The following is a 23,371-nucleotide window of genomic DNA, read 5'->3' as shown; positions in this document are numbered from 1 at the left end:
ATATATTGAAAGATACCTATTTACAATTTTCTGTATCAATAATATAACATTAGGCCGACTTTTGGAAAAACCATGAAGAGTCCCCCTGCTATTTTTTAATTTATCCCTGGCAACCCCACAACCGCCTTTACCAATCCAGCTTCGCTCGTTGCGTTTACATTCACCAGGTAAAATGGTTTACTGCCTTTGGCTGCTTCCCATCGCCATTCAAGCTGGCTAACGGTTTTAAGGCTGCCATTATCAAACCACCAGGCCGAGTAAATCTTATCCGCCCCTTTGGTAAGGATGCCCGAATATACCTCGCGCCCGGCTATGGTTTGCTTGCAAATGCTGGTAAAATTGTATCCACTGCCCTGCCAGCAAATCATGGGGTTATGTTCGGGGCCGTAAAAGGGTGTGGGCTTCAGGTACACCAATTGGCTGGGTTTATCAAACTTGATCACGCCGCTTTCCAACACTTGCTTTTTGTAGCCGCTTAGGGTTACCGCATCAGCCCCTTTTTTACTCAGTTCATCCATGCTTTTTAAATTGAATGTGACGAGGATGAGCGCTGCCGCAAATATCAAATGAATAAAAGGATACCTTACCTCATCAGGTACCAGCCGGATCAGCTGGTTCCGGCGCGGGTGCATCTCAACTTTTGCCGACCTTTTCAGGTAAAAATTACTCAGCCACAACAAGGGGAGTATTACGTATACCAACAGGCAAATAATGCCGGTTATGTCATGAAAAACATTATCAGGAGGTATTTTAAACAGTACCAGCAGCATAATGCGGCACAGGTTGCCAGCAATATTCAGCAAAAAGGTGAGCGCCAGCAGCAGCGCAATTTTTATAAAACCAAGCTGTTTAACTGTTTGGCGCTGGCAATGGGCTATTGCAAAAAGGCATATAATAAGCGACGTAGACAGCATGTGCAAACCCGCGCAGGCCTGGTCTACCGAAAATTCGGCGCCGTTAAGTTCAATGATATTGCCCGATGCATGTGCCGTAATTCCACCCATGCTTAAAATGCCGGCCACTACCTCGCTCAGCCAGATCCTGATAGGGAAGCTGATAGCGTTGCTGATGTGCGTAAACAACGGCGAAACCAGCAATAGCAGAAAAAACAGAACCAGGCTCACCTGCCCTTTAAAATTCTCAAAAAACAATAGTACGGCAAACAACAGGGCGACAAACAGCGTGGTTTTAACCGGGAAAATAAGCGCTGTAACACTAAACACCAAGGCAGGTAAAAAGTACCGCATGGAATATTCCCCATGCTTTATGCGGCATATATAGGGTGCAAGCGCTATGCCCAGTAACAGATTGGCATCCCACAAAAAATAAATGGAAAGTAATTTTATGGCGATGACGATATATACCAGGCAACAACCGTTTATCAGCAAACGGTTGTTGCTCATTTGCCAACCCGCAAAGGGCCGCTTAAATATCCTGCTTAGCATATTTGGCGCGGTATACTAAAAAGTTAATCACCGCAAGTGCTATCAGCACCAATAACCACTCGCCAGGTTCGGGTACTGCACCTGATGATTTCATGGAGGCATTTTTAAGACTATCCTTATTTTCACCGATGCCGAAACGCTCATAATCGGCCTGTGTTTCCAGCACGATGAGGCTGGATACCGGCGAGGCGATGTAAGCCTGTTCGGCCTCCCGGATGATATCCGGCTGCACATAGGTTTTATCAAAATAATGCGGACCAACCTTTTTCATGATATCGTTATAGGCAAACAGGCGCAACAAATGATCGGGTGCATTCCCTTTTGCGGTATCGGCAGTTTGAGTAATGATAAGGCCCGATTGGTCCAACACCACATGCCCGGCATCTTCCTGCGATTGAATGAACCGGTGCTGGTTAAGTTTATCTAACAAGGCTGGCAATTCGCCGCTATCATTAATAAACACCCGCATTTCTTTTAAAGCTTTTAAGTACGGCGTAAGCCCGGTGCCGATATTGAACATCCGCACGGGCTTCGCGGTTGCCAGGTAGGCGGTAAGCCGCCGCTGAAATTCTGAATCGTCCAGGTCGCCCAGGTTGGGCGAAATATCGGGGCATTTGGTAATTAGTAAGGCCTTTTCGGCATCTTTAATCTCGTTAACGGGGAACAGGCTAAAATTCAGTTTCTGCGCCCTGGCAAATACTTCGGCCTTGTTTTCTTCCGTCACTTTTTTTAGTTCGCCGTCGTAGTAATACACCTTTTTTGTTTTGATGGCCTGCCATAGGCTATCAAATTCGGTTATATTCCAGGAGCTGTTCAAGTCAAGGTACACGGCTGCCGGGTCGAAAGCAGCGTACTGTGGTTTATAATTTTCCAGCTTGTAGCCTGCCCCGGCAAAGGTAAATGACGCATTGGCCAGCGGCGGTGCTTCAAAAGCGATCTCTTCATCGGCCCGGTATTTTCTGTCGGCTGTAAAAACGCCTTCTGTCAATTCATCAAATCCGGGCAGGCTAAACAGCGAGGGCTTCTTTGAAAAGGCAACTTGTATGGTTTCATCGGCGCCAATGGCCGGCGGCCCGTCAAAATAAATACCTTCATAAACCAGTTCCGCTCCCTGCTGCCTGAGTGGACTGGTGACGCCTATCCTGAACTTCCGTGCCTCGGTTGGGGTAACCGGAAAAACCCGTACGCTCACGGTATTGCCTTCCTGCCAGTGAATTACCGACGGATCGTGCTGCTCCACCCCAACCACCGTTTTATAGGCCGAATCGGCCCTGGCCTTGGTAGTTAACCGTGACTTTGCCTCCTTGCCATCTATCCATAATGATAACGAGCTCACAACCGAACCCTCGGGCAGGTGAAAGGTATAAATGGCCTCTTTACTGGGCCACCAGGCATTGGTTTCACTGCTTTTTATAAACAAGGTCTTTTCGGTATAAGCCAGCCGGTATTCGGGGAATATTTTAACATTGGTTACTACCGATGCGGTTTTCAGTTTATCGCCGCTCCACAACCTGTCCTGCGCCTTGTGCCGTGCATCATACATGGCCTCTAATATTTTGATGCGCTCGTGCTCCTCTAAATTGGTTTGGCCGCAAAACAGGCTGGCCAATACCACAAGCGGATCATGCTTTAAAGGTTCGTCGAAAGATGCGTTATGAAAATTGGTATTCCATAACCAGTTTTCCTGCAGGCTTACGGTTTTGTAAACCAGGTTGGCTTTAATGATGCGCTCGGCAATGCTGTTTTTAGGAATATTTTGACTGATAACCACCCACGACGGTAATTTACCTTCGGCCAAAGTGTTGTGATTAACGGCCAGGTTAACCTGTTTGTTGATGCTATGCCATTGCCATATAAATAGTGTACAAACTAAAACCGGGACAAGCACACCCGCGGTAAGCGCCATTTTTAACGACCGGCTGCCTGCCACATTCCGTTTAATTATGATAAAAGTAACCACAGCCAATGCAACCGGCGCAAAAACATGCAGCGAGATGCCGATGGCTATGGCGGCTACGAGGCCCATAATATACATGGAGGTAAGGTAAAGGCTGTAATAAACAAACAATAAAAAGGCCGATCCCAGCAAAAACATTACCAGGTGCTTAATAGCGTTGTTCAGCTGGTCCATAAACAAGGACAGCATTAAAGCTATGCACGATAGGCAAATAACTACACAAAGCCAGGGCACCGAAATATCAAACACATTCATGCTGCAGTTTAAAGCAAACGCGCTGATAAACCAAAGCATAAAAAGCAGTACCCAGTAGGCCAGCCGCTTGGGTCGTTTAAACACTACAACAAAAAAATAGGTTACAGAAAATACATAGTTGATAAAAAACGCGCCAAAGGCAGTGCCATCATTCAGTTCAAACAAGCTGGTTTCGGTAATACCAAACAAGGCAGCCGAGGCCAGTACCAGCACCAGCCCGGTTTTAATCACCCTGTCTTCGGATAAAATTGCTTTAAGGATTTTCATTTTTTATTGTTTTAAAAGAACTTTGAAATACAAAGTACATGGATAAAAAAATTACAGCTTTTGCTGCTTTATTAAATTTTCGAGGGCAAGCAGGTGCAGCCTGAATGCGGCGCGGCCTTTCTCGGATGCAAGGTATTTGGTGTTGGGCTTGCGGCCAATAAAACTTTTTTGCACCTGGATGTATTCTTCCTTTTCCAGCGCTTTCAGGTGCGATGCCAGGTTGCCGTCGGTAAGGTTAAGCAACTCTTTAAGCGCATTAAAATCATAACTTTCATTGGCAACCAGTACGCTCATAATTTGCAGGCGTATCCGGTTTTCAAAGGCTTTATCAAATTGTTCTAACGAGATCTTCACTTATCGTATTTAAAATGCATTACCGTACCGTAAATAATGTGGAGCAAACCAAAACCTACCGTCCAGAAAATTAAACCGTAGCCAGGCATCAATGCACAAAGCAAACCTAATAAAATCTCCAATATCCCCAAGCCTTTTACACCAGAATAGGTGTAATGACTGCCTGCAACCAGCGCCAACCCATAAAAAACAAGTGTAGACGGCGCAACGATGCCGTAATAACCACGATAAATTAAAATAAACGTGAATAACCCACCGCTCAACAAAGGTATAGCCATATGAATGAGCAGGCGCTTGCTCCCGGTATTCCAAAAGGGTTGCCCGTTCTTTTTTGCTTTACGGATAGACAGCCAGATACCGGTCCCGATTGAAAATATCAATACTGCAAGGGCGATGAAAAACAGTTTGGCAATAACAAGGTATTCATCCACATAATGGTTACGGGCAAGCGCCGCCCACTCTTCTTTAAGCACCATGCGCCCAAGCGCTGCCCCGATAATAGCATAAATACCCGCCATAATGCCCGACAGGCCGCTCAGCGAAATAAATTTGGCCGACCGCTCCATCAGGTCCCGGATAGAGCTTAATTCTGCATGAATGTCTTGATCTTTCATTAAAAGCACTTTGTTTTTCAAAGCTATGTATTAATTTTAGAAATACAAGGGGATGGCGGGAAATATTTTTTGAAGGGGAGAAATATATAAGCCTCTGTGATTGTGATATGGTTTTAATTAACAATCGAAGTATCTTCATACCTGCTATTTCATTTGCATCACCGCGGCCATGGTTGCTATGCCTTGCCAAAGGTAGCTCACCCTTACGTTTTCATTTTCGGCGTGCTGGTTGTTATCGTAATTAACTAATGGCACCGTGATAACCTTCGCGCCTAATTCCCGTTCAAAAATAAACAGGGGCAAGCTGCCGCCCGAACTTGGCGAAAGCACCACCGGATAATCAACTGTACCCTGAACGGCTTTTACAACAGCTTGCGCTATCGGCAAATCAAGCGGCGTACGTTGTGCATTGTAACCGGCGTCGTGGGTTATTTTGATAATCTTGGGGTAGGTAGTTCTTTCAAGGTCGGTCGGTTCCTTGTCTATAACATAATAGCCCTGGGCGCGTATATGGTCGGTTACTTTTTGAATTTGCCTGTCCATATCATTGCCGGGTACCAGGCGCAGGTCGAGCACGGCCTCGGCTTTCACCGGGATTACATTTGATGCCTGTTTGCCAACATTGCCACTTGCCATGCCATTAATATTAAGTGTTGGCAGCATAAATGCATTCACCAGCGGGCGTGTTCCGCCTTCGGGGCGGGCTATACCCAGTTCTCTTTTTAAACCCGGCTCAACCGGCGGTACTTTGGCCAGTGCATCGTTTTCACTTTGGCTTAACGGGGTTACATCGTCATAAAAACCTTTAATGGTTACACGGTCGTCATCATCCTTCATTCCTGCCAGTAATTTGGCCATAGCCAGGCCGGGGTTTGGTGCCCAGTTACCAAAGTTGCCACTATGCAGGGGGCGTTTAGGGCCATAAATAGTAAGCCACATGTTTACATCGCCCCTTACACCAAATACCACTATATTTTTGCCCGATGGATGCCTTGCCCCATCGCAAATAATCCAAAGGTCGGATGTGAGCTTTGGTTTATACTTTCTGAATATTTCAGCAAGCTTTGGCGAGCCTTTTTCTTCCTCGCCCTCAAAAAAGAATTTGATGTTGCATCCCGGTTTTATTTTGCTTTTTATGAGTGCGTCATAAGCGTTTATAATACACATTACACCGGCCTTATCATCGGCACTGCCACGGCCACTCAGGCGCCAGCTGGTATCAATGGCATCGCCGCGTTTATAGTTAACAATGTGGCCGCCCTGCTCAATTGGCGCAGTAATAAAAACCGGGTCGAATGGTTTTAAACCGGGCGCCCACTGTTTGGGGTTTACCGGCTGACCATCATAGTGGGCATAAAAAGCGATGGTTTTGGTTGCCCCCGGCACTTTTACCTCGCCAAAAACGGCTGGGTTGCCGTTGGCAATGGTAAGCAGTTCGGCTTTAACGCCACGTTTCTCCAGCATGTTTTTAACAAATACAGCGTTGAGCCGGATATTAGCCGAATCAACTGTTTCATTAGGGATAGCTACAAAGTCCAGGTATTCGTCAAAAATTTCTTGTTGATTTGCTTTTATAGCCGTATTTATTTTTTGCTGATTAGTTTGGGCGGATAGTAGTTGAACCCCGAAAAACATCAGGGCGATAAAACAGGTATTTGTTTTCATAGTGATGGTAAAAGACCAATATAAGCAAATTATATGTTCAATCATTTGGATATATTTGACATGCTTAATAACGCCATACCGTTATTAAAACAACTGTAAACCGCTAAGTTAAACCGTACCCATTTAAACGCTAACTATGAAAAAAGCATTGCTATCAATCCTCATGGGGATTATATTATTAGCGCCAGCCATTAAAGCCCTTGCGGCAGAAGGCACTATATCAACGGGAAGCCAGCCACAGGTTAGCGCCGATAATAAAGGCACCGTCCGGGTGGTATTTGGTGATAAGGATAATATTTTTTGTGCGACATCTGCCAACCAGGGTGTGTCGTTTTCAAAACCGGTGCTGGTAGGCCATGTGGCAAACATGCATTTGGGCATGTCGAGAGGCCCGCAGCTGGCCAGTTCGGATAATTACTCGGTAATAACCGCAATGGACAAATTGGGTAATATCCACTGGTTCCGGTTAAAACATTCCTCTTCAAAATGGGAAAAGATTGGTGTAATAAATGACATTAACCAATCGGCGCCCGAAGGACTGATGGGCATTACGGCAGATAAAAAAGATAATTTTTATGCCGTTTGGCTGGATACCCGGATAGAGCAGCGCAACCAGGTTTACTTTTCAAAACTAATGGCCAAAACTAACGCATGGTCAAAAAATATATTGGCCTATCAATCACCGGATGGGCATGTGTGCGAGTGTTGCAAGCCCAACATAGCGGTACATGGCCAGGAAGTGGCCATCATGTTCAGAAACTGGTTGAATGGTTCGCGAGATTTGTATGTAACCAAATCAGTAAATGGCGGCAGGGTTTTTCAACCGGCGCAAAAAATGGGTACCGGCACCTGGCCGCTTAATGGCTGCCCGATGGATGGTGGCGGTGTTGTTATTGACGGCACCGATAAAATCCATACTGCCTGGCAACGCAAGGGCGATATTTTTTACGCGCAGCCGGGTGGTTCAGAGACGCTTATTGGCAAAGGAAGAAACTGCACTATTGCCGCGGTCGGTACTAAAACTATAATTTCATTTCAGAACAACGACACGTTAAAGGTTGTATCCATGGCCGATAAAAACGCCATCATGGTAGGCAAAGGGGCTTTTTTAAAATCCATATTACTGGCCGGAAACAAGATGCTTTGCGTTTGGGAACAGGATAACGTGATTAAATTTAAAAAGATTTAATTTATTCTGTTCCGGTTGCCAATTCCTTTAGTTATTGGTTACCCCGGGTGTAACTAATGGCGCCAGGGTATACGATGATTTACGCGACGAGCGCAAAAAACGGCGTAAGTTTGTTTTTATGGTAGTGATAAACTCATAATCGGTGGCGGTTTTTACCAGGAAGTAGCCGGGGCGGTAGCGCTGCATAAAATCAGTAAGCTGCTGGTCTTTAAGCCGGGTTACGCTGGCCACAAACGCCCGGTTAAAGCGGAAGTCAATCTCGCGCTGGTGGTAATCCTCCTCAATAGTGGTACGCAATTTGGCGGCATTGCGGCCGCTGCGGCTGAAGGCGTTGTACAACGCATCAATGCCTATGCCTGCTCCCAGACCCGGCGCAACCGACAAAAGACTTTGGCTATATTCCGATCCGTAAATTTTGGTAAAATCGCGCTTGGTGGCCGCAAATTGCTTTTCGGGCGTAAGCGCGGTATCACGAATATATACTTCCCTAAGCATAATTGCCGACCGCTTCATGTAAACGGCCATCGCGTTATTAGTTTGCACCTTCAGGGTATCGCTGTAATGATCGGGCTTCGTAAATATCAGCACATCGCCGGGCTGTGCATCTATTGTAAATTCGCCTTTAAGGTTGTTATAAAAAGATTTTCCGGTGGTGGCATTAACTATGTTTACCTTGGCAATACGGTCCTTACTGTCTTTATCAAACACAATTCCCTCTACCTGCTTTTGCTGTGCAAAAAGCGGAACAGTTAACATGCAGAAAAACAGGAACAACCATAATTTCATTGTGGCGCCAAAAATAAACGTTAGGCTTTAATTAGCCATGTTTTTAACAACAATTAACTTTTAGGGGAGGAAGAATCAAGAGTTAAGACTTTTGCCGGGATATTTAATCTTTAGTGGCATTGACGAGCTGTAAAACTCCCAGACTTACAAAGTTTTAAAAACTTCGTAAGTCTTCACCTGCTCCTAACCTATCCCTTAGCATCGCCGGATTTTACAACCCACCATAGCGATTTTTGCCTTATCTTGATTCTTGACTCTTGATTCTTGACTCTCTCTTCACTTAACAACTACCAGTTTTTGCCCGATGTGTATATTATTATCGGGTATACTGTTTAACGCTTTTAGCTCGTCGACAGTTATACCAAAACGTTTAGATATGTTGTATAGTGTATCGCCCTGTTTTACGGTGTATATCTTATCGTCGGGTTTGGTTTTGGTAAGGGTATCTGTGTTGGGTTTGCCAATGCTGTCATTAATCTGCGATAGTACACGGTCTTCGCGTTTTATTTTGGCTGCCTCGCCTTCGGCGCGATCATACTGGTCAAGGTTGTATTTTACAATAAGGTTAATGAGCAATTCGGGGTATTTGGGGTTGGTAGCGTAACCGGCCGCTTTCAGGCCCCTGGCCCATCCTTCATAGTCGTTTTTATCCAGCTCAAACAGTTTGGCGTAGTTTTTCCGTTTTAAAAATGTGGAGTGATCGCGGAACGAGTCTTCGGGGTTATCATATACCCTGAAGCAATCATTCACCTGGTCATCATCTTTATAATAGCTTTTGCCTTGCCAATCGGCTGTGCATTTTATACCAAAATGGTTGTTGGCTATGCGGGCCAGCTCGCTGTTGCCGGCACCCGATTCAAACAGGCCCTGGGCCAGCGTAATACTGGCGGGGATGCCATACTGGTTCATTTCCTGTATGGCAATGGCCTTAAAACGATCGATATAATCTAAACTCGACAGGGATTTATAGCCTGCCATAGAAGCGCTGTTGGCTTTTTGGATGTTGCTGTTATTGCGACGTACATCGCGGTTGGAAATAGAATTCCTGGATTTGTTTCGTGATGATGTTGTTTTGCGTGCCGAGCAGGAACTAAAAAAAACAACCGATATTAAAAATACAGTACTTATTTTTCGCATACAGATAAACCTTAATACAAGGCATTTATTAAAATGCCAAAATAAGATTTTATTGTTTAGCTTCTGCTAATTCTTTAGGCTGGGTTGCAGGGTTTTCATCCAGGTCGTTCAAATCGTATTTTTTGATGATGCCTAACACCTGTGCGGCCCATTTGCGACTGCTGGCATAACCGCTGCGCTGGATGCCTTTTGCCCAGCCGGTATAATCGTAATGGGTAAGCGCATCGGCCAGGTGGCTGAATTGCTTGCGCTCGGTCATGATGCGGGCAAAATCCTGGAATGAATCTAAAACCGAATCGTATTTTTTATAGGCCGAACGTACTTTTTTGTTGTGTTTGATAAAAACTACACTACCTCCACCTTTTACTCCAAACTGATTATTAAGGTTTTGTGCTATGGTGCTGTTGCCACAGCCGGATTCATGCATGGCTACACCTAAAACGATGCTTGCCGGGATGCCGGTTTCGTGCATAATACGAATGGCATCATCTTTGAACTTCTCGATATAAGATTGTGAAGTGTTTTTTTGTGCTGAAGCAGCAATTGTTGAAATCAACAGGGCGGTAATCAGTAAGGTTTTCTTCATAATTATTTTTTTCTGATAACCAGTAAGCCGTCGCGTACAGGCAGGATCAGTTTTTCTACCCTGCTATCAACAACTATGTGGTCATTTAGTTTGCGGATATTCTCGGTATCGGCATCATTTTCGGGGCCGTACACCTTTCCTTTCCACAAAACGTTATCAATTATTATTAATCCTCCGGATCTGACTTTGTCAAAAACCAATTGAAAGTAAGTAAAATTATTTTTTTTATCAGCATCAATAAACACCAAATCGAAAATATCAGCCTGTAAATCAGCAATAATGGCCTCTGCCTGCCCAAAATGCAGCTTTATTTTATTTTCAACATTTGTTAGTTTAAAGTGTGAATTGATGATATCCTCCATTTCACGGTTCACTTCGATGGTGTGAAGGATGCCCCCCTCGGCCAATCCTTCGGCCAGGCAAATGGCCGAGTAGCCGGTGAAAGTACCAATTTCCAGGATGCATTTGGGCGCCACCATTTTGCTCAAAAAGCTCAGTAACCTGCCCTGGTAATGGCCCGACAGCATGTGCGGGCGCAGCACCTTTAGGTGCGTTTCGCGGTTCAGTTGCTGCAAAGCTTCCGGCTCCGGATCGCAATGGTCATCTAAGTATGCCTGTAGGGCAATAGGGAGAATATCCATACCACAAAGATACGGAATTTAATATTTATCTGGTGTTCGGTTTTGTGCAGGCGTGTTCGGGTGTTCGGGGGCGAACAGTTATACTATTGAATTACAGTAATTTAAGTATTAGTAAGCATTAAAAGAGCGGCTGTTTCTTTTGCCTTGTAATAGTAAAATCCATCCTTTTTTGATTTTGCCCCGGATAAAATAACCGGCAGTTTTATACCATAAAACTACATTTCCGAGCTATTTTATTTCAAAAATATTCAACTTTTTGACACTTTTATACAAGTTTTGAGCACATAGTGTTTTTGCAACTAAATTTGCCTGTACCGGCAATAGATTAATCCATCCTGAAAAGCTTGCGAAACAATGGTGTTCCTATATCTCCCGCACATCCGCCGCGCTCACCCAGCCTTCGTTGCCATTGGCGAGTTTGATTTTTACCCAGTCTGATTTTTTATCGAGGATGTTAACCTTGGTACCCTCGTGTAGTACAAAGCCATTTTTGGCAGTATTGGCGGGTGCGTTTTTAACGTTTACTGATGAGTTGAAGATAATACCATCATGATGCGCCTCAAAATAGGCGGCCTGCCTGCCGGATATGAATATGGTACCGATACCCAGCAACAATAAAATTAAGGCCAAATAAAACGATGCCTTTTTTATGCCCACGGAGCCCGAAAAACGGTAAAGAATAAGCAGGCCCGAGGCCACCAAAAAAAGCAGCACACTGAACACCGCAAGGGTATTGGCCGGGAAAGCCAGGATGAAACCATTCCACCATTTGGTGATAAAAAACTCGGGGACGGCCTCAATTTTATCGGTAGTTTTTGAATTGGCAAACTGAATGTTTATGCGGATATCTTCATCGCCGGGCGATAATCTGTGGGCTTTTTCATAATACAACAAGGCAGGGGCTATGTCGCCATTTTTGTAATAAGCATTACCCAAATTAAAGTAAAGGCTGGCCGATTGGTAGCCATCATCAACCATTTTTTGATAGGCAGCCGCGGCTTCTTTATAATTTGCCTTTTGGTACAGGTTATTGCCTTTTTTAAACAGGGCGGGGCCTGCGTCATCGCTAAAGGCCAGCAATGGCGCAATAATCAACAGCAACAGGTATATCAGGCGCTTTAGCATGTTATATTTTATCTTCAATGTTATTGATCATATTTTTTGCCTTCTCAAACACCTCCTGCTCCGATATGCCCGAAACGGGGGCAAAGCGGGCCATATCGCAAAGGTCTAATGTTTCCAGCAATTCGTTTATAGTCGGCTCGTCCAGCTGGCGGGCCTTTAGTTGGGTAGCTATTTTTTCGCGGTTAAGGTCGGCGGCGGCAATGTTTAGTTTATCGCTTAGGTAGCCATACAACCCTTTAAACACATTTTCGTAAAATACCGGTTTGTTATTTGCCGATAGCTGCGCTTTTGCGCTGGCCAGGTGTTTGGCGGCAATTTTACCGGCCTTGCGGCTTTTTACCTTCACCACATCGCTGTTATTCATCTCGTACACCTTACCAAATACTAAAGCGCCGGCAAATGCCAGCGGCCCCAGCAACAGCAGGAAATAATACAATCCCGATCCGTAAAAACCTTCGTCGTCTTTCCGGATATCACTTCCATCAGTTTTTATATAGCGGATATCTTTATTCAACAGTTTAACATCCTGCTTATCGGCGCCAAGGGAGGTAACATTATTTTCGGTTGCGCCTTTGGCTACGTTAATAGTAAACCCTTTGGTTTGCTGGCTTACATATTTGCCTGCCGATAAATCATAGTACGAAAACTTGATGGGGTCGATATTGAATTTGCCGCCATGGCGCGGTATCAACAGGTAAGTATACACTCGGGTGCCCGACTCGCCATTTTCATTATCGGTTATGGTATCGGTTACCTTTGGGTCGTACTTATCAAAATCAAGCGGAAATTCGGGGGCCATTGGTTTCAGCAGCTTCAGGTTGCCTTTGCCCTTCAGGGTAATTTTGTAGTTGAGCGGCTCGTTGGCCTTCAGGTCGGTTTTATCAACCGAAGTAGTTACCGAAAAGCGACCGACCGCACCGCTAAAGCTTGCTGGCTTGCCGCTTTCGGGCAATGGTTTTACATGGATAACCACGGGGCTGCTTTTAATTTTGTATTTAACATCATTATAACTGCCACCGCCAAAAAAGTTATCAAAAGGATCGGCCGATGGCACGGTTTCCCTCACAATGAAATCCATGATCATCGGGTCGATGGTGATGTTGCCCGCGCGCTCGGGGAAAAGGATATTTTGCTTTATCTCGGTAACATTATATTTTATCCCTTTTATAGTTTCAATACGCCATTGAACGGCATTGGGGTTATTTACGCTTTTAATTTCCTGGCTATAAAAACCATTCTGGTCCGACATTTTTTCCAGTTCGCTGCCAACCAGCGCTACCCGCGTGTAAAGGCGGTAGCTCAGGGTAAGCTGCTCACCGATATAGGCGGTGGTTTTATTTACATCGGCCCTTATAAAAAGGTCTCTATTGATATTTTTTGAATGACCGCCCACAATACCCTTCCCTTGCGCCTCGTCCTGTAACTGCTGCTGCCGTTTTGCCGCGTTGTTTTGTGCTGCCGATGGACCCTTTAAAACTTTAATTTTAATTGGATTGGTGCTCAGCTGCTTACCGTTTACTACAATTGTTGCCGGACCTATAGAGTAGATACCTTCTTTTACGGCTACAAGGTCATAACTGTAAGCCATGCTTGCTGATGACGCGCCGTTGATGATGGTCATGCTCTGAGAAACATTTGGCCCCGAAACCACTAAAAAGCCGTTAAAGTTTGGCGGTACAAACCTTTCGCCGTTGCTGTTTATGGTAAATGTAACCTCGAATTGCTCGGTAGTGCCCACTTCGGTTTTATTAACAGAGGCGGTGAATTTTACACCCTGCGCAAAAAGCACGGTGGTACAAAACAGCAGGAGCAACGATATGTAGTACTTTAACTTCATGTGCTATAAATATAAGGCTTACCAGTCTTTTGAGATATTGGCCCTGGCGCCTTTTAACTTTTTATTTTTCAGTTTGTCCTGCGTTGCTTTTTCGTCGTTTTTCAGGGCTTCCAGCATCCGCTCGGCATCATCTTTTGATACATTGTTGGGTTGCGGCTGTTGTTGCTGCTGATCTTTATTATCAGGTTTATTCTTGTCCTTGTCGTCTTGATCTTTTTTATCCTGATCCTTCTTATCCTGGTCTTTTTTGTCTTTATCCTTATTATCCTTGTCTTTATTCTTATCGTCCTTATTTTTATCCTTGTTCTTGTCTTTATCTTTATTCTTGTCGTTTTTGTCCTGGTTCTTTTTATCGTCCTGTTGCTTTTTCAGCATTTTTTGGGCGTACGACAGATTGTAGCGGGTTTGCTCATCATTCGGGTTGTTAAGCAACGATTTTTTATAGGCGGCAATACTCTCTTCCAGTTTTTTATTTTCCAATAAGGAGTTACCTATGTTATGGTAAGCATTGGCTAGTACCTGTTTGTCTTTTGAGGTGGATGCTATTTTATCAAACTGCTGCTGTGCCTCGTCAAACTTTTTTTGTTTGTATAAAGCATCGCCCAGGTTAAAATTACCCTCTACTGTTTTGTTGTTGGATTTTGCCAGTGCTTTACGATACTTATCCTCGGCTTCTTTATAGTTTTTAGCCTGGTAAAGCTGGTTGCCTTTCCTGATGTCCCTTTTTTCCTGCTGGGCAAAAAGGAATGAAGCCTGCAGTACTAATAATACAACTATAGTTAATTGCTTCATGGCTTTTTTACTTCAAATAATTTAATGCCGCTTAAACGCATGTTTTTACGGTTTGATATAAAGAACTCAACCAGCAGCAATACAAACGCGATGGCCAAAAAGAACTGGAACCTGTCTTCAAAATCCTTGAACGACCGGCTATCCACCGTTTTGCGCTGCATTCTGTTAATCTGGTCCATAACAATGCCCAGGCCGCTGTTGGAGTTATTGGCGCGTACATAAACGCCGCCGCCTGCGGCCGAAATTTCCCTGCACATATCCTCGCTCAGCTTAGTTACTACCTGCTGGCCGGTCTCATGATCAGTACGGAATCCCGTTTGGTGCCCCTGCTCATCATACATTGGTATGGGCGCACCGTTGGCCGAACCAACACCTACCACATGAACCGATACATCTTTTGATTTGGCAGCAGCGGCAGCCTCAACGGCGTTATCCTCGTGGTTCTCGCCATCGGTAATCACAATCATGGCTTTGCCCGTGCCGTTCTTAAAATCGAACGATTGCATGCCCAGCTCAATGGCCGCGCCAATGGCTGTACCCTGCGTTGGCACCATCTCGGTATTAATGGTGCTCAGGAAAAGCTTGGCGGCCGAGTAATCGGTAGTAATCGGCAGCTGTACATAGGCCTGGCCTGCAAACACAATGATGCCAATACGGTCGTCATGCATGCGGTCAATCAATTGGGCAATGGCTTGTTTGGCGTTTTCCAGGCGGCTGGGCGCCAAATCCTGCGCCAGCATACTGTTTGATACATCAAGCAGTATCATTAAATCGGCGCCTTTGCGTTTTACCTCTTCGGTTCTTGAACCAATCTGCGGGTCGGCTATGCCTATGATCAGCATCGCGTAAGCCAGCAAAAAGAAAATAAACTTAATCCACGGCCTTGATAACGATACCTGCGGCATCATCATCATCACCACCTTTTTATCTCCTAATGACGAGATGGCTTTCTTTTTCCAGACACTTACCGCCAAAAACGCGATGATAAACACCGGGATAATTACCAGCCCCCATAAATATTCTATATGTGCAAAACGTAGCATCTGTTAGGTTAAAGCCCCTTTAAACAGGGTGTTTTTTAATATAAATTCTAACGACAGGAAAGCCAGCGCTATAATTGCCCAGGGTAAAAACAGTTCTGTTTTTTTGTGATACTGGGTAACATCAATTTTAGCTTTTTCCAGCTTATCAATCTGCTCGTAAATGTTTTTAAGTGTTTCGTTATTGGTTGCCCTGAAATACTTACCACCGGTTAGGCTTGCAATTTTTGATAAGGTACCCTCGTCAATTACAACAGGCACCTTTTGGTACTGAATGCCCATTGGGGTTTGTACGGGGAAGGGCGCAAAACCATTGGTACCCAGGCCTACCGTATACACCCTTATACCAAACTGCCGCGCAATTTCTGCCGCGGTTATCGGCGGTATCGACCCTGCATTGTTTGATCCATCTGTAAGTAATATCACCACCTTGCTTTTAACCTGGCTGGTACGCAGGCGGTTAACCGCTGTTGCCAGGCCCATGCCTATGGCGGTACCATCGGTTATCATCCCGTTTTTCACATCCGCAAAAAGGTTCACGAGTACGCTATGGTCAATAGTAAGCGGGCATTGCGTAAAGCTTTCGCCGCTGAAAATCACCAGGCCTATGCGGTCATCCGGGCGGCCTTTTATAAAATCGATGGCTATTTGTTTACCGGCTTCCAGGCGGTTAGGCTTAAAATCTTCGGCCAGCATACTGCCCGAAATATCTGAAGCAATGATGATATCGATACCTTCGGTAGTACTGTTTTGCCAGCTTAATGACGATTGCGGCCTGGCCAGCGCAACAATCATAGCCGATAAGGCTAACGACCGTAATACAATACCGCTATGCCTAAACTTTGGCAGCATGCTTTTTTTAAGCGTAAAGCCCCGCAGGGTAGGCACATTAAGGTTGCCCTGCAGCTGCCGTTGTTTCCATATATACCAGCCCACCATGAGTGGTATGCTGATGAACAGCCAGAAAAATCCCGGGTGGGCAAATTCTATTCCTCTAAACCAGCTCATTTACCCTCCTCTTGTTTATCGGCCAGTGGCTGGTATGCCTGCTGGGTTTTGTTTACAAAGCTGATGGCATTATCCATGCTTTGTTCGTTTTCAAAATGCAGCGGTTTCTCTTTCGCAAATTTTACCAAATCGGCAAGTATCAATACCTGGCGCAGCAGGTTTTTGTTATCGTCCGCAATGTCCAGCGTCCGCAGGCTTGCAAAAATCTCGTCGGATGTTTGCTCATGCGTTTTTATGCCATAGCGCTTTTCTAAATATTCGCGCAGTATTTCGCTCAGCTCAATATGGTATAATTTTACATCCTGCTCGTAAGCTTTCTTGCCGCGCAGTTCCTGTAGTTTTTGCAGGGCGATGATGTGCGGCGGCACCTTGGGTTTCGGCGGCTCAACTACTACTACCTTTTTAGGCCTGCTTACAAAATAGTAAATAATGCCCGCAATAATCAGCAGTACCAAAAAGCCAATGGCTACCCACTGCCAGTTATCGTGCAGCCAGTCAAAAAACGAATAATTGACTACAAGCGGCTGCTTAATATCATAAAAACCCTTGGTGGTATCAACCGCAACGGTTTGTACGGTTAATGTTAATGGCTGCGTATAAACCGGGCCTGTTGTGGTTTTAAACGCGTAGGATGGTATTACATAAGCCCCGCTATCAAACGCGGTAATATTGTATGCGCGGTGAACGGTCTCGATGCTTTGATCCTGCTTATCAAAAACAGTATCGGCTTTACTGCTTACAATCTGAATTTTGCCGGCGATAGAATCAACCAATGACGGAAACTCTATTTTATCCTTTATGTTATGCCTGATGCTTAGGTTAAGCTTGGTTTGCTGGCCAATTAAAATGGTGGCCTTATCCAGTTTTGCCTCGGCCTGCGGGGCCTGTGCAAAAGCGGTATAAAAAGTACCTGTGAGCAGCAATACCAGGAAATATTTAAAACATTTGATCATCTCCTGCCTTCCCGTTTTTTAAATAGTGTCATTAATGGTTTTACGTATGATTCGTGTGTGCCGATGCTGGTAAAATCAACACCGCATTTTTTAAAAGTATCGCCCATGGCTATGGTGCGGTTACGGGCCTCGAGGCTGAATGCGTAGCGCACCTCCTCATCAGCGGTATTTATCCATACCACCTCGCCGGTTTCTTCGTCCTTCATCGGGATAAGGCCCAGGTTGGGGAATACTTCTTCGTGCTTATCAAAAAGCCTCACAGCTATAATATCGTGCTTTTTGTTGGCTATTTTCAGCTCGTTTTCAAACGCCGGGCTTACAAAATCCGACAGGATAAAGGCGGTGCATTTCTTTTTAATAACGCTGGTAAAGTACTTTAAGGCCACGCCTACATTGGTGCCCTTGTTTTCGGGCTTAAAATCAATCAGCTCCCTGATGATCATCAATATGTGCGACCGTCCTTTTTTTGGAGGGATGAATTTTTCTATCTTATCGCTAAAAAATATCACCCCAACTTTATCGTTGTTCTGGATAGCCGAAAATGCAAGCACGGCGCAAAGCTCGGTAGCCAGGTCCTGCTTTTGCTGGCCCTGGGTGCCAAAGTTTTCAGATCCGCTCACATCCATCAGCAGCATTACGGTAAGCTCGCGCTCTTCGTCGAACACTTTTACGTATGGGTGATTAAAACGCGCGGTAACGTTCCAGTCGATGGTACGGATCTCGTCGCCAAGCTGGTACTCACGCACCTCGCTAAAGGCCATACCCCGCCCCTTGAAAGCCGAATGATATTCGCCCGAGAATAAGTGGTTACTTAAACCCCTGGTTTTTATCTCAATCTTCCTTACTTTTTTTAAAAGATCCTTGGTTTCCATAAGAAGCGAAGCCCCCTCTAAATCTCCCCCTGAAGGGGGAGACTTTTGAAAAGTATGTTTTTTAAACTCTGTTATAAACTATAATAATATTTTTCGTTACAAAAAATCACGTCATTGCTTCGTACCTACCCATGACATGTTTCATTTTCTGTCATCCTGAGCGATAGCGAAGGATCTATCAGCTGTGCATGACCGATAGAACAGTTCACGGTTAAATCCTTCGTACCTACCCAATTTTCCTGTCATCCTGAGGCACGAAGGATCTATCAGCTGTGCATGACCGATAGAACAGTTCACGAATAGATCCTTCGTACCTCAGGATGACAGTCGTTTATTTGAATGTCATTTTCCCGGCAACGCTTCGCTGGCCGACCCTCTCTCCGGCTGCGCCGCATAGAGGGTAAACCCCTTTGTTTTTTTTCACCCTCTTTGCGCGAAGCGGAGAGAGGGTGGTCGGGCGTAGCCTCGACCGGGTGAGTCTTCGCCGCTATGCTATAAACGTCATGCAATTGTCGGCATATAGGCTCCTTACGGTACCTCTATCGCGTTCAGTATCCCGGTGATAATATTTTCGCTGGTGATGTTTTCTGCTTCGGCCTCGTAGCTTAGGCCAATACGGTGGCGCATTACATCGTGGCAAATGGCGCGTACATCTTCGGGTATTACATAGCCGCGGCGTTTAATAAAGGCATAGGCCTTTGCTGCCAGCGCCAGGCTGATACTTGCCCTGGGCGATGCGCCAAAAGTAATGAGATTTTTGTAGTGCGCCAGTTTGTACTGCTCGGGGAAACGGGTAGCGAAAACAATATCGATAATGTATTGCTCAATCTTCTCGTCCATATACACCTCGCGAACGATTTTGCGGGCACGGATAATTTCTTCGGGCTTAATAACCGGCGATGGTTTTGGCATACCGCCCGGCAGGATGCTGGAGCGGATAATTCTTTTTTCCTCTTCGCGCTCGGGGTAGGTGATAACTACCTTCAGCATAAAACGGTCAACCTGTGCTTCGGGCAACGGGTAAGTACCTTCCTGCTCAATAGGGTTTTGGGTAGCCAGTACCAAAAACGGATTGGGCAATGGGAAGGTGTTATCGCCAATAGTTACCTGGCGTTCCTGCATGGCCTCTAACAGAGCGCTTTGCACTTTGGCAGGAGCACGGTTAATCTCATCGGCCAGAATAAAGTTGGAGAACAATGGCCCTTTACGAACAATGAATTCTTCTTTCTTCTGGTTGTAGATCATGGTACCCACCAAATCGGCAGGTAATAAATCGGGCGTAAACTGGATGCGGCTGTAATCGGCCTGGATACATTTGGCCAGCGTATTGATAGCCAAAGTTTTTGCCAGCCCCGGAACACCTTCCAGCAAAATATGCCCATCGGCCAATAAACCGATCAGCAAACGTTCAACCATATATTTTTGACCCACGATCACTTTATCCATCTCCATTTTAAGCAGATCGATAAAAGCGCTTTCGCGTTGTATCATTTCGTTAAGCGCCCTGATATCTGTTGAATACGATGTACTGCCGGTAACAGCGCCCGATGAAACATTTTCTGTACTACTTTTAAATTCTTCCATGAACCTTTTTTATTTCGAGAGCAAACTTAAACACACAAACTTTTTTCTGCTAAAAAAATTCCATGTTTAATTGTTAAAATTTGTTAAATCTTTATGTGTTAGCTGTAAATATAGGTTTTTTATCGGGTTGGGGGGATCGGAGGTGTTTCTCGCAAAGACGCTAAGGCACAAAGGGGGTGCTTGGTTTTTGTTTTTATCGGGATAAAGAATATCCCTCATTGCGAGGTAGTTTTAGGGCATTAATTATTACCGATGCCAATAACAGCAAAAAACAGGTTGCCATTTTGGCTTACCTCCCTTTTAATTAAGCATACTTCATTAAAAAAACAAAACGCCATTGGCTCTATAAGCGCAATGGCGTTTTGTTTTATAAGACAGAAAGCTTTTTAGGCTTTCTCAGTTTTTGATTGTTGGTTAATGCCGGCTTCGGCTATTTGAGTAAGCAGGCTGTCGCAGTTTTTTTCTTCCTGCAAGGTCGAATCTAAAAGTTCAGCGGCTTCGCCGTAGCCCAGCACGGTAGCCAGAGTTTTGAGCGTACCATATGAGGCAATTTCGTAATGCTCAATTTTTTGAGCGGCCGAAATAATACCGGCATCGCGGGTCATGCTGCCTTTTTCGGTTTCGGCAACAATTTCTTCGCCCTCTTTAATTAAACCGGCCATCGCCTCGCATTTTACAGCTACGGCTTTTTCGTCTATCGATGCAAAAGCATCTTCCAGGCGGATAATTTGCCTTTCGGTTTCGCTTAAGTGGTTTTCAATAGCGGCGCGCAATTTATCAGACGTTGCCGCTTTTGCCATTTTGGGTAAAGCTTTGGTTAAATGTTTTTCGGCCCAATAAATGTCTTTCAATTCATCTATAAACAGTTCATTCAATGCCGAGTCCTGTACCTCCAATGTTTGTTCAGGAGCTTTTGTTTTGGTAGTTGCCATGAGTAAATGTTTTTTAAGTTTATGTGAAAAATTAAATGCAAAGGCAGTGCCAATTAATCTATTTATCAATAATATTAATTATTATGAAACAACCTCAGCGAATGAACGCGTGTTCCGGGTAATGTTTTGTATAGTTTTTAAACTCACCAGTGTATCGAAAATAGTACCATATACGCTACGACATTTTCAGGAATTAAGTCATGACGTTTCAAGGTTTTTCGGGGGAATAAAAAGCCCTCATTTCCAGGTACCCACCCATCAGGTATTGGAATTTACATAAACATTTCGCACAAACGCTGGCTAAAACTCACCCGGTCGAGGCTGCGCCCTCTTTCTGAAATTTTACCCCACCCTACAATGAAATGCCTATAAGTTACTGACTACCAATATAAAATCCGTCATTGCGAGGCACGAAGCAATCCCCGACTTGCTAAGTCCCACATAGCTCGGGATTGCTTCGTGCCTCGCAATGACGGTGTGTTTTTTTAATTTTAGCAGCTTTAAAACTTATTGTCGAAAAAAGCCAACCGCACTTCCCTGCCTTTAAAACAGAAGCCATATATATTCCGCTATAATTGTTATTATTGCGGCAATGGGGTTTTTACAGCTGCCCGGCCTGGGCAAAGTGCATTTTCATGAATATGGTACCGGCTCAAAACCGTTACTCGCGTTCCACGGTTATGGGATGACCGGCAGGCAGTTTCATGTGCTCGAAAAATCGTTGCTAACTAAATACCACGTATATGGTTTCGATCATTTTTTTCATGGCGAGAGCCGTTTAGATGGGTGGACAGATAAACAGATCCGCGCCGGGATGACAAAAAAAATGATGTATACCTATTTGCAGGAATGGTTTAAGGTTTACGGAGAGCAACGGATCTCGATATTAGGCTATTCGTTAGGTGCAAACCTGGGGCTTACACTGGCCGAAGAATATGCACATTTAATTGATGACCTGATACTTATTGCACCCGACGGGCTTAGCGTACACACCGGCTTTTATATTTTAACACACCATGTATTGGGGAAACCGCTTTTCCGCCTGGCTACAAAAAGCAAATGGCTGGCGCCCTTTATATTAAAAACCGTAAAGGCCTTTGGCGTTATTGACGAAAGCCTTTACCAGATTGCCTATAACGAAATAGATACCGAACAAAAGCGGCTTGATGCCTATTATACTTTAAATTTGATAAAGTTGCTAAGGCCCGATGTGGCAAAATTAGCCGCGCTTGTTAATCAATATAACATCAATTGTACACTGATATTTGGCACGGGCGACCACCTTTTTCCAAAATCGGTTGCTAAAAATTTTATTGCCATGATAAACAATCCCAAAGTACACGAAGTTAAAATGGGGCATTGGCTGGTTACAAAAGCATTGGATGAACATTTGATACGTTAATTTATGCTACCTACACGCAAAACCGATTTTTGGAGCGCCATGTTTTTACGTTATGTAAGGTTAAGCACAGGCCGAAACTTTAAAGCCGTGCACATAATTCCGTTTGAGCCCAAACCCGGTCATTCTGTTTTAATGCTTTGCAATCATTTTAGCTGGTGGGAAACTTTTTTAACCAACCTGAGCGCCGCCGATAGCCTTAAGCGCCGCTGGCATGGCATGATGCAGCAGGACCAGGCTATGAAACATTGGTACCTGCGTTATATAGGGTTGTTTGGCATCAAAAAAGGATCGCGGGAGATACTGGCCTCGCTAAACTATGCGGCCGGTTTGTTGCAGGATAGCCGGAACATGATTGTTGTATGCCCCCAGGGCGAGATCCGCTCAAATCATGAAACGTATATCCATATTGAAAAAGGGGTTTATAAATTAACCCAGTTAATTGAAGCGCCTTGCCAGGTGGTTTATCACTGCATATTAATTGATTATTTTGAAAGCCTGAAACCAAGCGCGTATATTCACCAATTTGACTGCGGTGTAGCCGGCGAATTCACTTTCGACGAGCTAAAGCAACGTATTAATGATTTTCACCAACAGGCGCTTACAAACCAAATTAACATGAAACACTAATTTTAAGGCAGTAGGCAGTAGGCAGTAGGCAGTAGGCAGTAGGCAGTAGGCAGTAGGCAGTAGGCAGTAGGCAGTAGGCAGTAGGCAGTAGGCAGTAGGCAGTAGGGGCAAGTTGACTTAACGAAGATTGTTTTAACTATTTAACATAATCACAACTCACAACTCACAACTCACAACTCACAACTCACAACTCACAACTCACAACTCACAACTCACAACTCACAACTCACAACTCACAACTCACAACTCACAACTCACAACTCACAACTCACAACTCACAACTCACAACTCACAACTCACAAC

Annotated in this window: 21 protein-coding genes; 3 read left to right on the top strand and 18 right to left on the bottom strand. The window is 44.7% G+C overall.

The genetic code is table 11. The annotated features are described in order from the left end of the window. Window positions 1–95: 95 nt before the first annotated feature. The 5 genes from xrtN to AC1DXF_RS20350 form a co-directional block, all read right to left on the bottom strand. A complete protein-coding gene (gene xrtN / locus AC1DXF_RS20370) occupies window positions 96–1,445 on the bottom strand; it encodes an exosortase N (protein WP_477450543.1) in 1,350 nt (449 codons plus the stop codon). Beyond that, on the bottom strand, window positions 1,426–3,924 hold the full coding sequence (locus AC1DXF_RS20365) for an XrtN system VIT domain-containing protein (protein ID WP_477450542.1): 2,499 nt from the start codon (window positions 3,922–3,924) through the stop codon (window positions 1,426–1,428). Before AC1DXF_RS20365 ends, xrtN begins: the two co-directional genes overlap by 20 nt. Before the next feature lie 51 nt (window positions 3,925–3,975). Beyond that, on the bottom strand, window positions 3,976–4,278 hold the full coding sequence (locus tag AC1DXF_RS20360; protein ID WP_090641804.1) for a winged helix-turn-helix domain-containing protein: 303 nt from the start codon (window positions 4,276–4,278) through the stop codon (window positions 3,976–3,978). Next, window positions 4,275–4,892, bottom strand: coding sequence for a hypothetical protein (locus AC1DXF_RS20355; RefSeq protein WP_477450541.1), 618 nt, complete (start codon window positions 4,890–4,892; stop codon window positions 4,275–4,277). The genes AC1DXF_RS20360 and AC1DXF_RS20355 overlap by 4 nt, the downstream gene beginning before the upstream one ends. 144 nt (window positions 4,893–5,036) lie before the next feature. Further along, window positions 5,037–6,557 carry a M20/M25/M40 family metallo-hydrolase gene (locus AC1DXF_RS20350; protein ID WP_477450540.1) on the bottom strand — a complete coding sequence of 507 codons (1,521 nt, stop codon included), beginning with the start codon at window positions 6,555–6,557 and terminating at the stop codon, window positions 5,037–5,039. 136 nt (window positions 6,558–6,693) lie between these two features. Here AC1DXF_RS20350 and AC1DXF_RS20345 point away from each other — a divergent pair, with 136 nt between their 5' ends. Further along, a complete protein-coding gene (locus AC1DXF_RS20345) occupies window positions 6,694–7,746 on the top strand; it encodes a hypothetical protein (RefSeq protein WP_477450539.1) in 1,053 nt (350 codons plus the stop codon). Between the two features lie 27 nt (window positions 7,747–7,773). Here the strand turns inward: AC1DXF_RS20345 and AC1DXF_RS20340 are convergent, their stop codons facing one another. The 13 genes from AC1DXF_RS20340 to AC1DXF_RS20280 form a co-directional block, all read right to left on the bottom strand. Then, window positions 7,774–8,532 carry a hypothetical protein gene (locus AC1DXF_RS20340; RefSeq protein WP_477450538.1) on the bottom strand — a complete coding sequence of 253 codons (759 nt, stop codon included), beginning with the start codon at window positions 8,530–8,532 and terminating at the stop codon, window positions 7,774–7,776. A gap of 276 nt (window positions 8,533–8,808) precedes the next feature. Then, window positions 8,809–9,669: a glucosaminidase domain-containing protein gene (locus AC1DXF_RS20335; RefSeq protein WP_477450537.1), complete on the bottom strand. Its 861-nt coding sequence runs from the start codon at window positions 9,667–9,669 to the stop codon at window positions 8,809–8,811. 49 nt (window positions 9,670–9,718) lie between these two features. Further along, window positions 9,719–10,255, bottom strand: coding sequence for a glycoside hydrolase family 73 protein (locus tag AC1DXF_RS20330; RefSeq protein ID WP_477450536.1), 537 nt, complete (start codon window positions 10,253–10,255; stop codon window positions 9,719–9,721). 2 nt (window positions 10,256–10,257) lie between these two features. Next, complete coding sequence (locus AC1DXF_RS20325) at window positions 10,258–10,896, bottom strand: O-methyltransferase (RefSeq protein ID WP_477450535.1); 639 nt, start codon at window positions 10,894–10,896, stop codon at window positions 10,258–10,260. A gap of 363 nt (window positions 10,897–11,259) precedes the next feature. After that, entirely contained in the window at window positions 11,260–12,021 is a 762-nt protein-coding gene (locus tag AC1DXF_RS20320; protein ID WP_477450534.1) for a tetratricopeptide repeat protein, read from the bottom strand. 1 nt (window position 12,022) lies between these two features. Beyond that, a complete protein-coding gene (locus tag AC1DXF_RS20315) occupies window positions 12,023–13,858 on the bottom strand; it encodes a BatD family protein (protein ID WP_477450533.1) in 1,836 nt (611 codons plus the stop codon). Window positions 13,859–13,876: 18 nt separating this feature from the next. Next, entirely contained in the window at window positions 13,877–14,650 is a 774-nt protein-coding gene (locus AC1DXF_RS20310; protein ID WP_477450532.1) for a tetratricopeptide repeat protein, read from the bottom strand. Beyond that, a complete protein-coding gene (locus AC1DXF_RS20305; protein WP_477450531.1) occupies window positions 14,647–15,693 on the bottom strand; it encodes a vWA domain-containing protein in 1,047 nt (348 codons plus the stop codon). The genes AC1DXF_RS20310 and AC1DXF_RS20305 overlap by 4 nt, the downstream gene beginning before the upstream one ends. A 3-nt stretch (window positions 15,694–15,696) precedes the next feature. After that, window positions 15,697–16,698, bottom strand: a complete 1,002-nt coding sequence (locus tag AC1DXF_RS20300) for a vWA domain-containing protein (RefSeq protein WP_477450530.1) — start codon at window positions 16,696–16,698, stop codon at window positions 15,697–15,699. Beyond that, the gene (locus AC1DXF_RS20295; protein WP_477450528.1) at window positions 16,695–17,651 is read right to left on the bottom strand and encodes a hypothetical protein; all 957 of its coding nucleotides are present in this window, start codon (window positions 17,649–17,651) and stop codon (window positions 16,695–16,697) included. The genes AC1DXF_RS20300 and AC1DXF_RS20295 overlap by 4 nt, the downstream gene beginning before the upstream one ends. After that, window positions 17,648–18,523 (bottom strand): DUF58 domain-containing protein, encoded by an 876-nt coding sequence (locus tag AC1DXF_RS20290; protein ID WP_477450527.1) that lies wholly within the window; start codon window positions 18,521–18,523, stop codon window positions 17,648–17,650. The genes AC1DXF_RS20295 and AC1DXF_RS20290 overlap by 4 nt, the downstream gene beginning before the upstream one ends. A gap of 528 nt (window positions 18,524–19,051) precedes the next feature. After that, window positions 19,052–20,107: an AAA family ATPase gene (locus tag AC1DXF_RS20285; protein WP_477450526.1), complete on the bottom strand. Its 1,056-nt coding sequence runs from the start codon at window positions 20,105–20,107 to the stop codon at window positions 19,052–19,054. Between the two features lie 386 nt (window positions 20,108–20,493). Continuing rightward, window positions 20,494–21,039 (bottom strand): YciE/YciF ferroxidase family protein, encoded by a 546-nt coding sequence (locus tag AC1DXF_RS20280; protein WP_477450525.1) that lies wholly within the window; start codon window positions 21,037–21,039, stop codon window positions 20,494–20,496. A 592-nt stretch (window positions 21,040–21,631) separates the two neighbouring features. On the opposite strand from AC1DXF_RS20280, the gene AC1DXF_RS20275 reads away from it, so the two are divergent. Both AC1DXF_RS20275 and AC1DXF_RS20270 read left to right on the top strand, forming a co-directional pair. After that, window positions 21,632–22,441, top strand: a complete 810-nt coding sequence (locus tag AC1DXF_RS20275; protein ID WP_477450524.1) for an alpha/beta hydrolase — start codon at window positions 21,632–21,634, stop codon at window positions 22,439–22,441. Window positions 22,442–22,444: 3 nt separating this feature from the next. Beyond that, window positions 22,445–23,068, top strand: a complete 624-nt coding sequence (locus tag AC1DXF_RS20270; protein WP_477450523.1) for a lysophospholipid acyltransferase family protein — start codon at window positions 22,445–22,447, stop codon at window positions 23,066–23,068. The last annotated feature ends 303 nt before the right edge of the window (window positions 23,069–23,371 follow it).

It is taken from the genome of Mucilaginibacter sp. P2_A5, assembly GCF_056404995.1.
Note: the sequence above shows the minus strand (reverse complement) of the source record. Positions and strands in the feature narration are given on the sequence as shown.

Coding starts and splice junctions, on each gene's coding strand:
- AC1DXF_RS20310 (WP_477450532.1), bottom strand. CDS start 14,650: ATGAAGCAATTAACTATAGTTGTATTATTAGTACTGCAGGCTTCATTC.
- xrtN (WP_477450543.1), bottom strand. CDS start 1,445: ATGCTAAGCAGGATATTTAAGCGGCCCTTTGCGGGTTGGCAAATGAGC.
- AC1DXF_RS20270 (WP_477450523.1), top strand. CDS start 22,445: ATGCTACCTACACGCAAAACCGATTTTTGGAGCGCCATGTTTTTACGT.
- AC1DXF_RS20305 (WP_477450531.1), bottom strand. CDS start 15,693: ATGCTACGTTTTGCACATATAGAATATTTATGGGGGCTGGTAATTATC.
- AC1DXF_RS20335 (WP_477450537.1), bottom strand. CDS start 9,669: ATGCGAAAAATAAGTACTGTATTTTTAATATCGGTTGTTTTTTTTAGT.
- AC1DXF_RS20350 (WP_477450540.1), bottom strand. CDS start 6,557: ATGAAAACAAATACCTGTTTTATCGCCCTGATGTTTTTCGGGGTTCAA.
- AC1DXF_RS20285 (WP_477450526.1), bottom strand. CDS start 20,107: ATGGAAGAATTTAAAAGTAGTACAGAAAATGTTTCATCGGGCGCTGTT.
- AC1DXF_RS20330 (WP_477450536.1), bottom strand. CDS start 10,255: ATGAAGAAAACCTTACTGATTACCGCCCTGTTGATTTCAACAATTGCT.
- AC1DXF_RS20345 (WP_477450539.1), top strand. CDS start 6,694: ATGAAAAAAGCATTGCTATCAATCCTCATGGGGATTATATTATTAGCG.
- AC1DXF_RS20295 (WP_477450528.1), bottom strand. CDS start 17,651: ATGATCAAATGTTTTAAATATTTCCTGGTATTGCTGCTCACAGGTACT.
- AC1DXF_RS20325 (WP_477450535.1), bottom strand. CDS start 10,896: ATGGATATTCTCCCTATTGCCCTACAGGCATACTTAGATGACCATTGC.
- AC1DXF_RS20300 (WP_477450530.1), bottom strand. CDS start 16,698: ATGAGCTGGTTTAGAGGAATAGAATTTGCCCACCCGGGATTTTTCTGG.
- AC1DXF_RS20340 (WP_477450538.1), bottom strand. CDS start 8,532: ATGAAATTATGGTTGTTCCTGTTTTTCTGCATGTTAACTGTTCCGCTT.
- AC1DXF_RS20275 (WP_477450524.1), top strand. CDS start 21,632: ATGGGGTTTTTACAGCTGCCCGGCCTGGGCAAAGTGCATTTTCATGAA.
- AC1DXF_RS20355 (WP_477450541.1), bottom strand. CDS start 4,892: ATGAAAGATCAAGACATTCATGCAGAATTAAGCTCTATCCGGGACCTG.
- AC1DXF_RS20315 (WP_477450533.1), bottom strand. CDS start 13,858: ATGAAGTTAAAGTACTACATATCGTTGCTCCTGCTGTTTTGTACCACC.
- AC1DXF_RS20290 (WP_477450527.1), bottom strand. CDS start 18,523: ATGGAAACCAAGGATCTTTTAAAAAAAGTAAGGAAGATTGAGATAAAA.
- AC1DXF_RS20365 (WP_477450542.1), bottom strand. CDS start 3,924: ATGAAAATCCTTAAAGCAATTTTATCCGAAGACAGGGTGATTAAAACC.
- AC1DXF_RS20320 (WP_477450534.1), bottom strand. CDS start 12,021: ATGCTAAAGCGCCTGATATACCTGTTGCTGTTGATTATTGCGCCATTG.
- AC1DXF_RS20280 (WP_477450525.1), bottom strand. CDS start 21,039: ATGGCAACTACCAAAACAAAAGCTCCTGAACAAACATTGGAGGTACAG.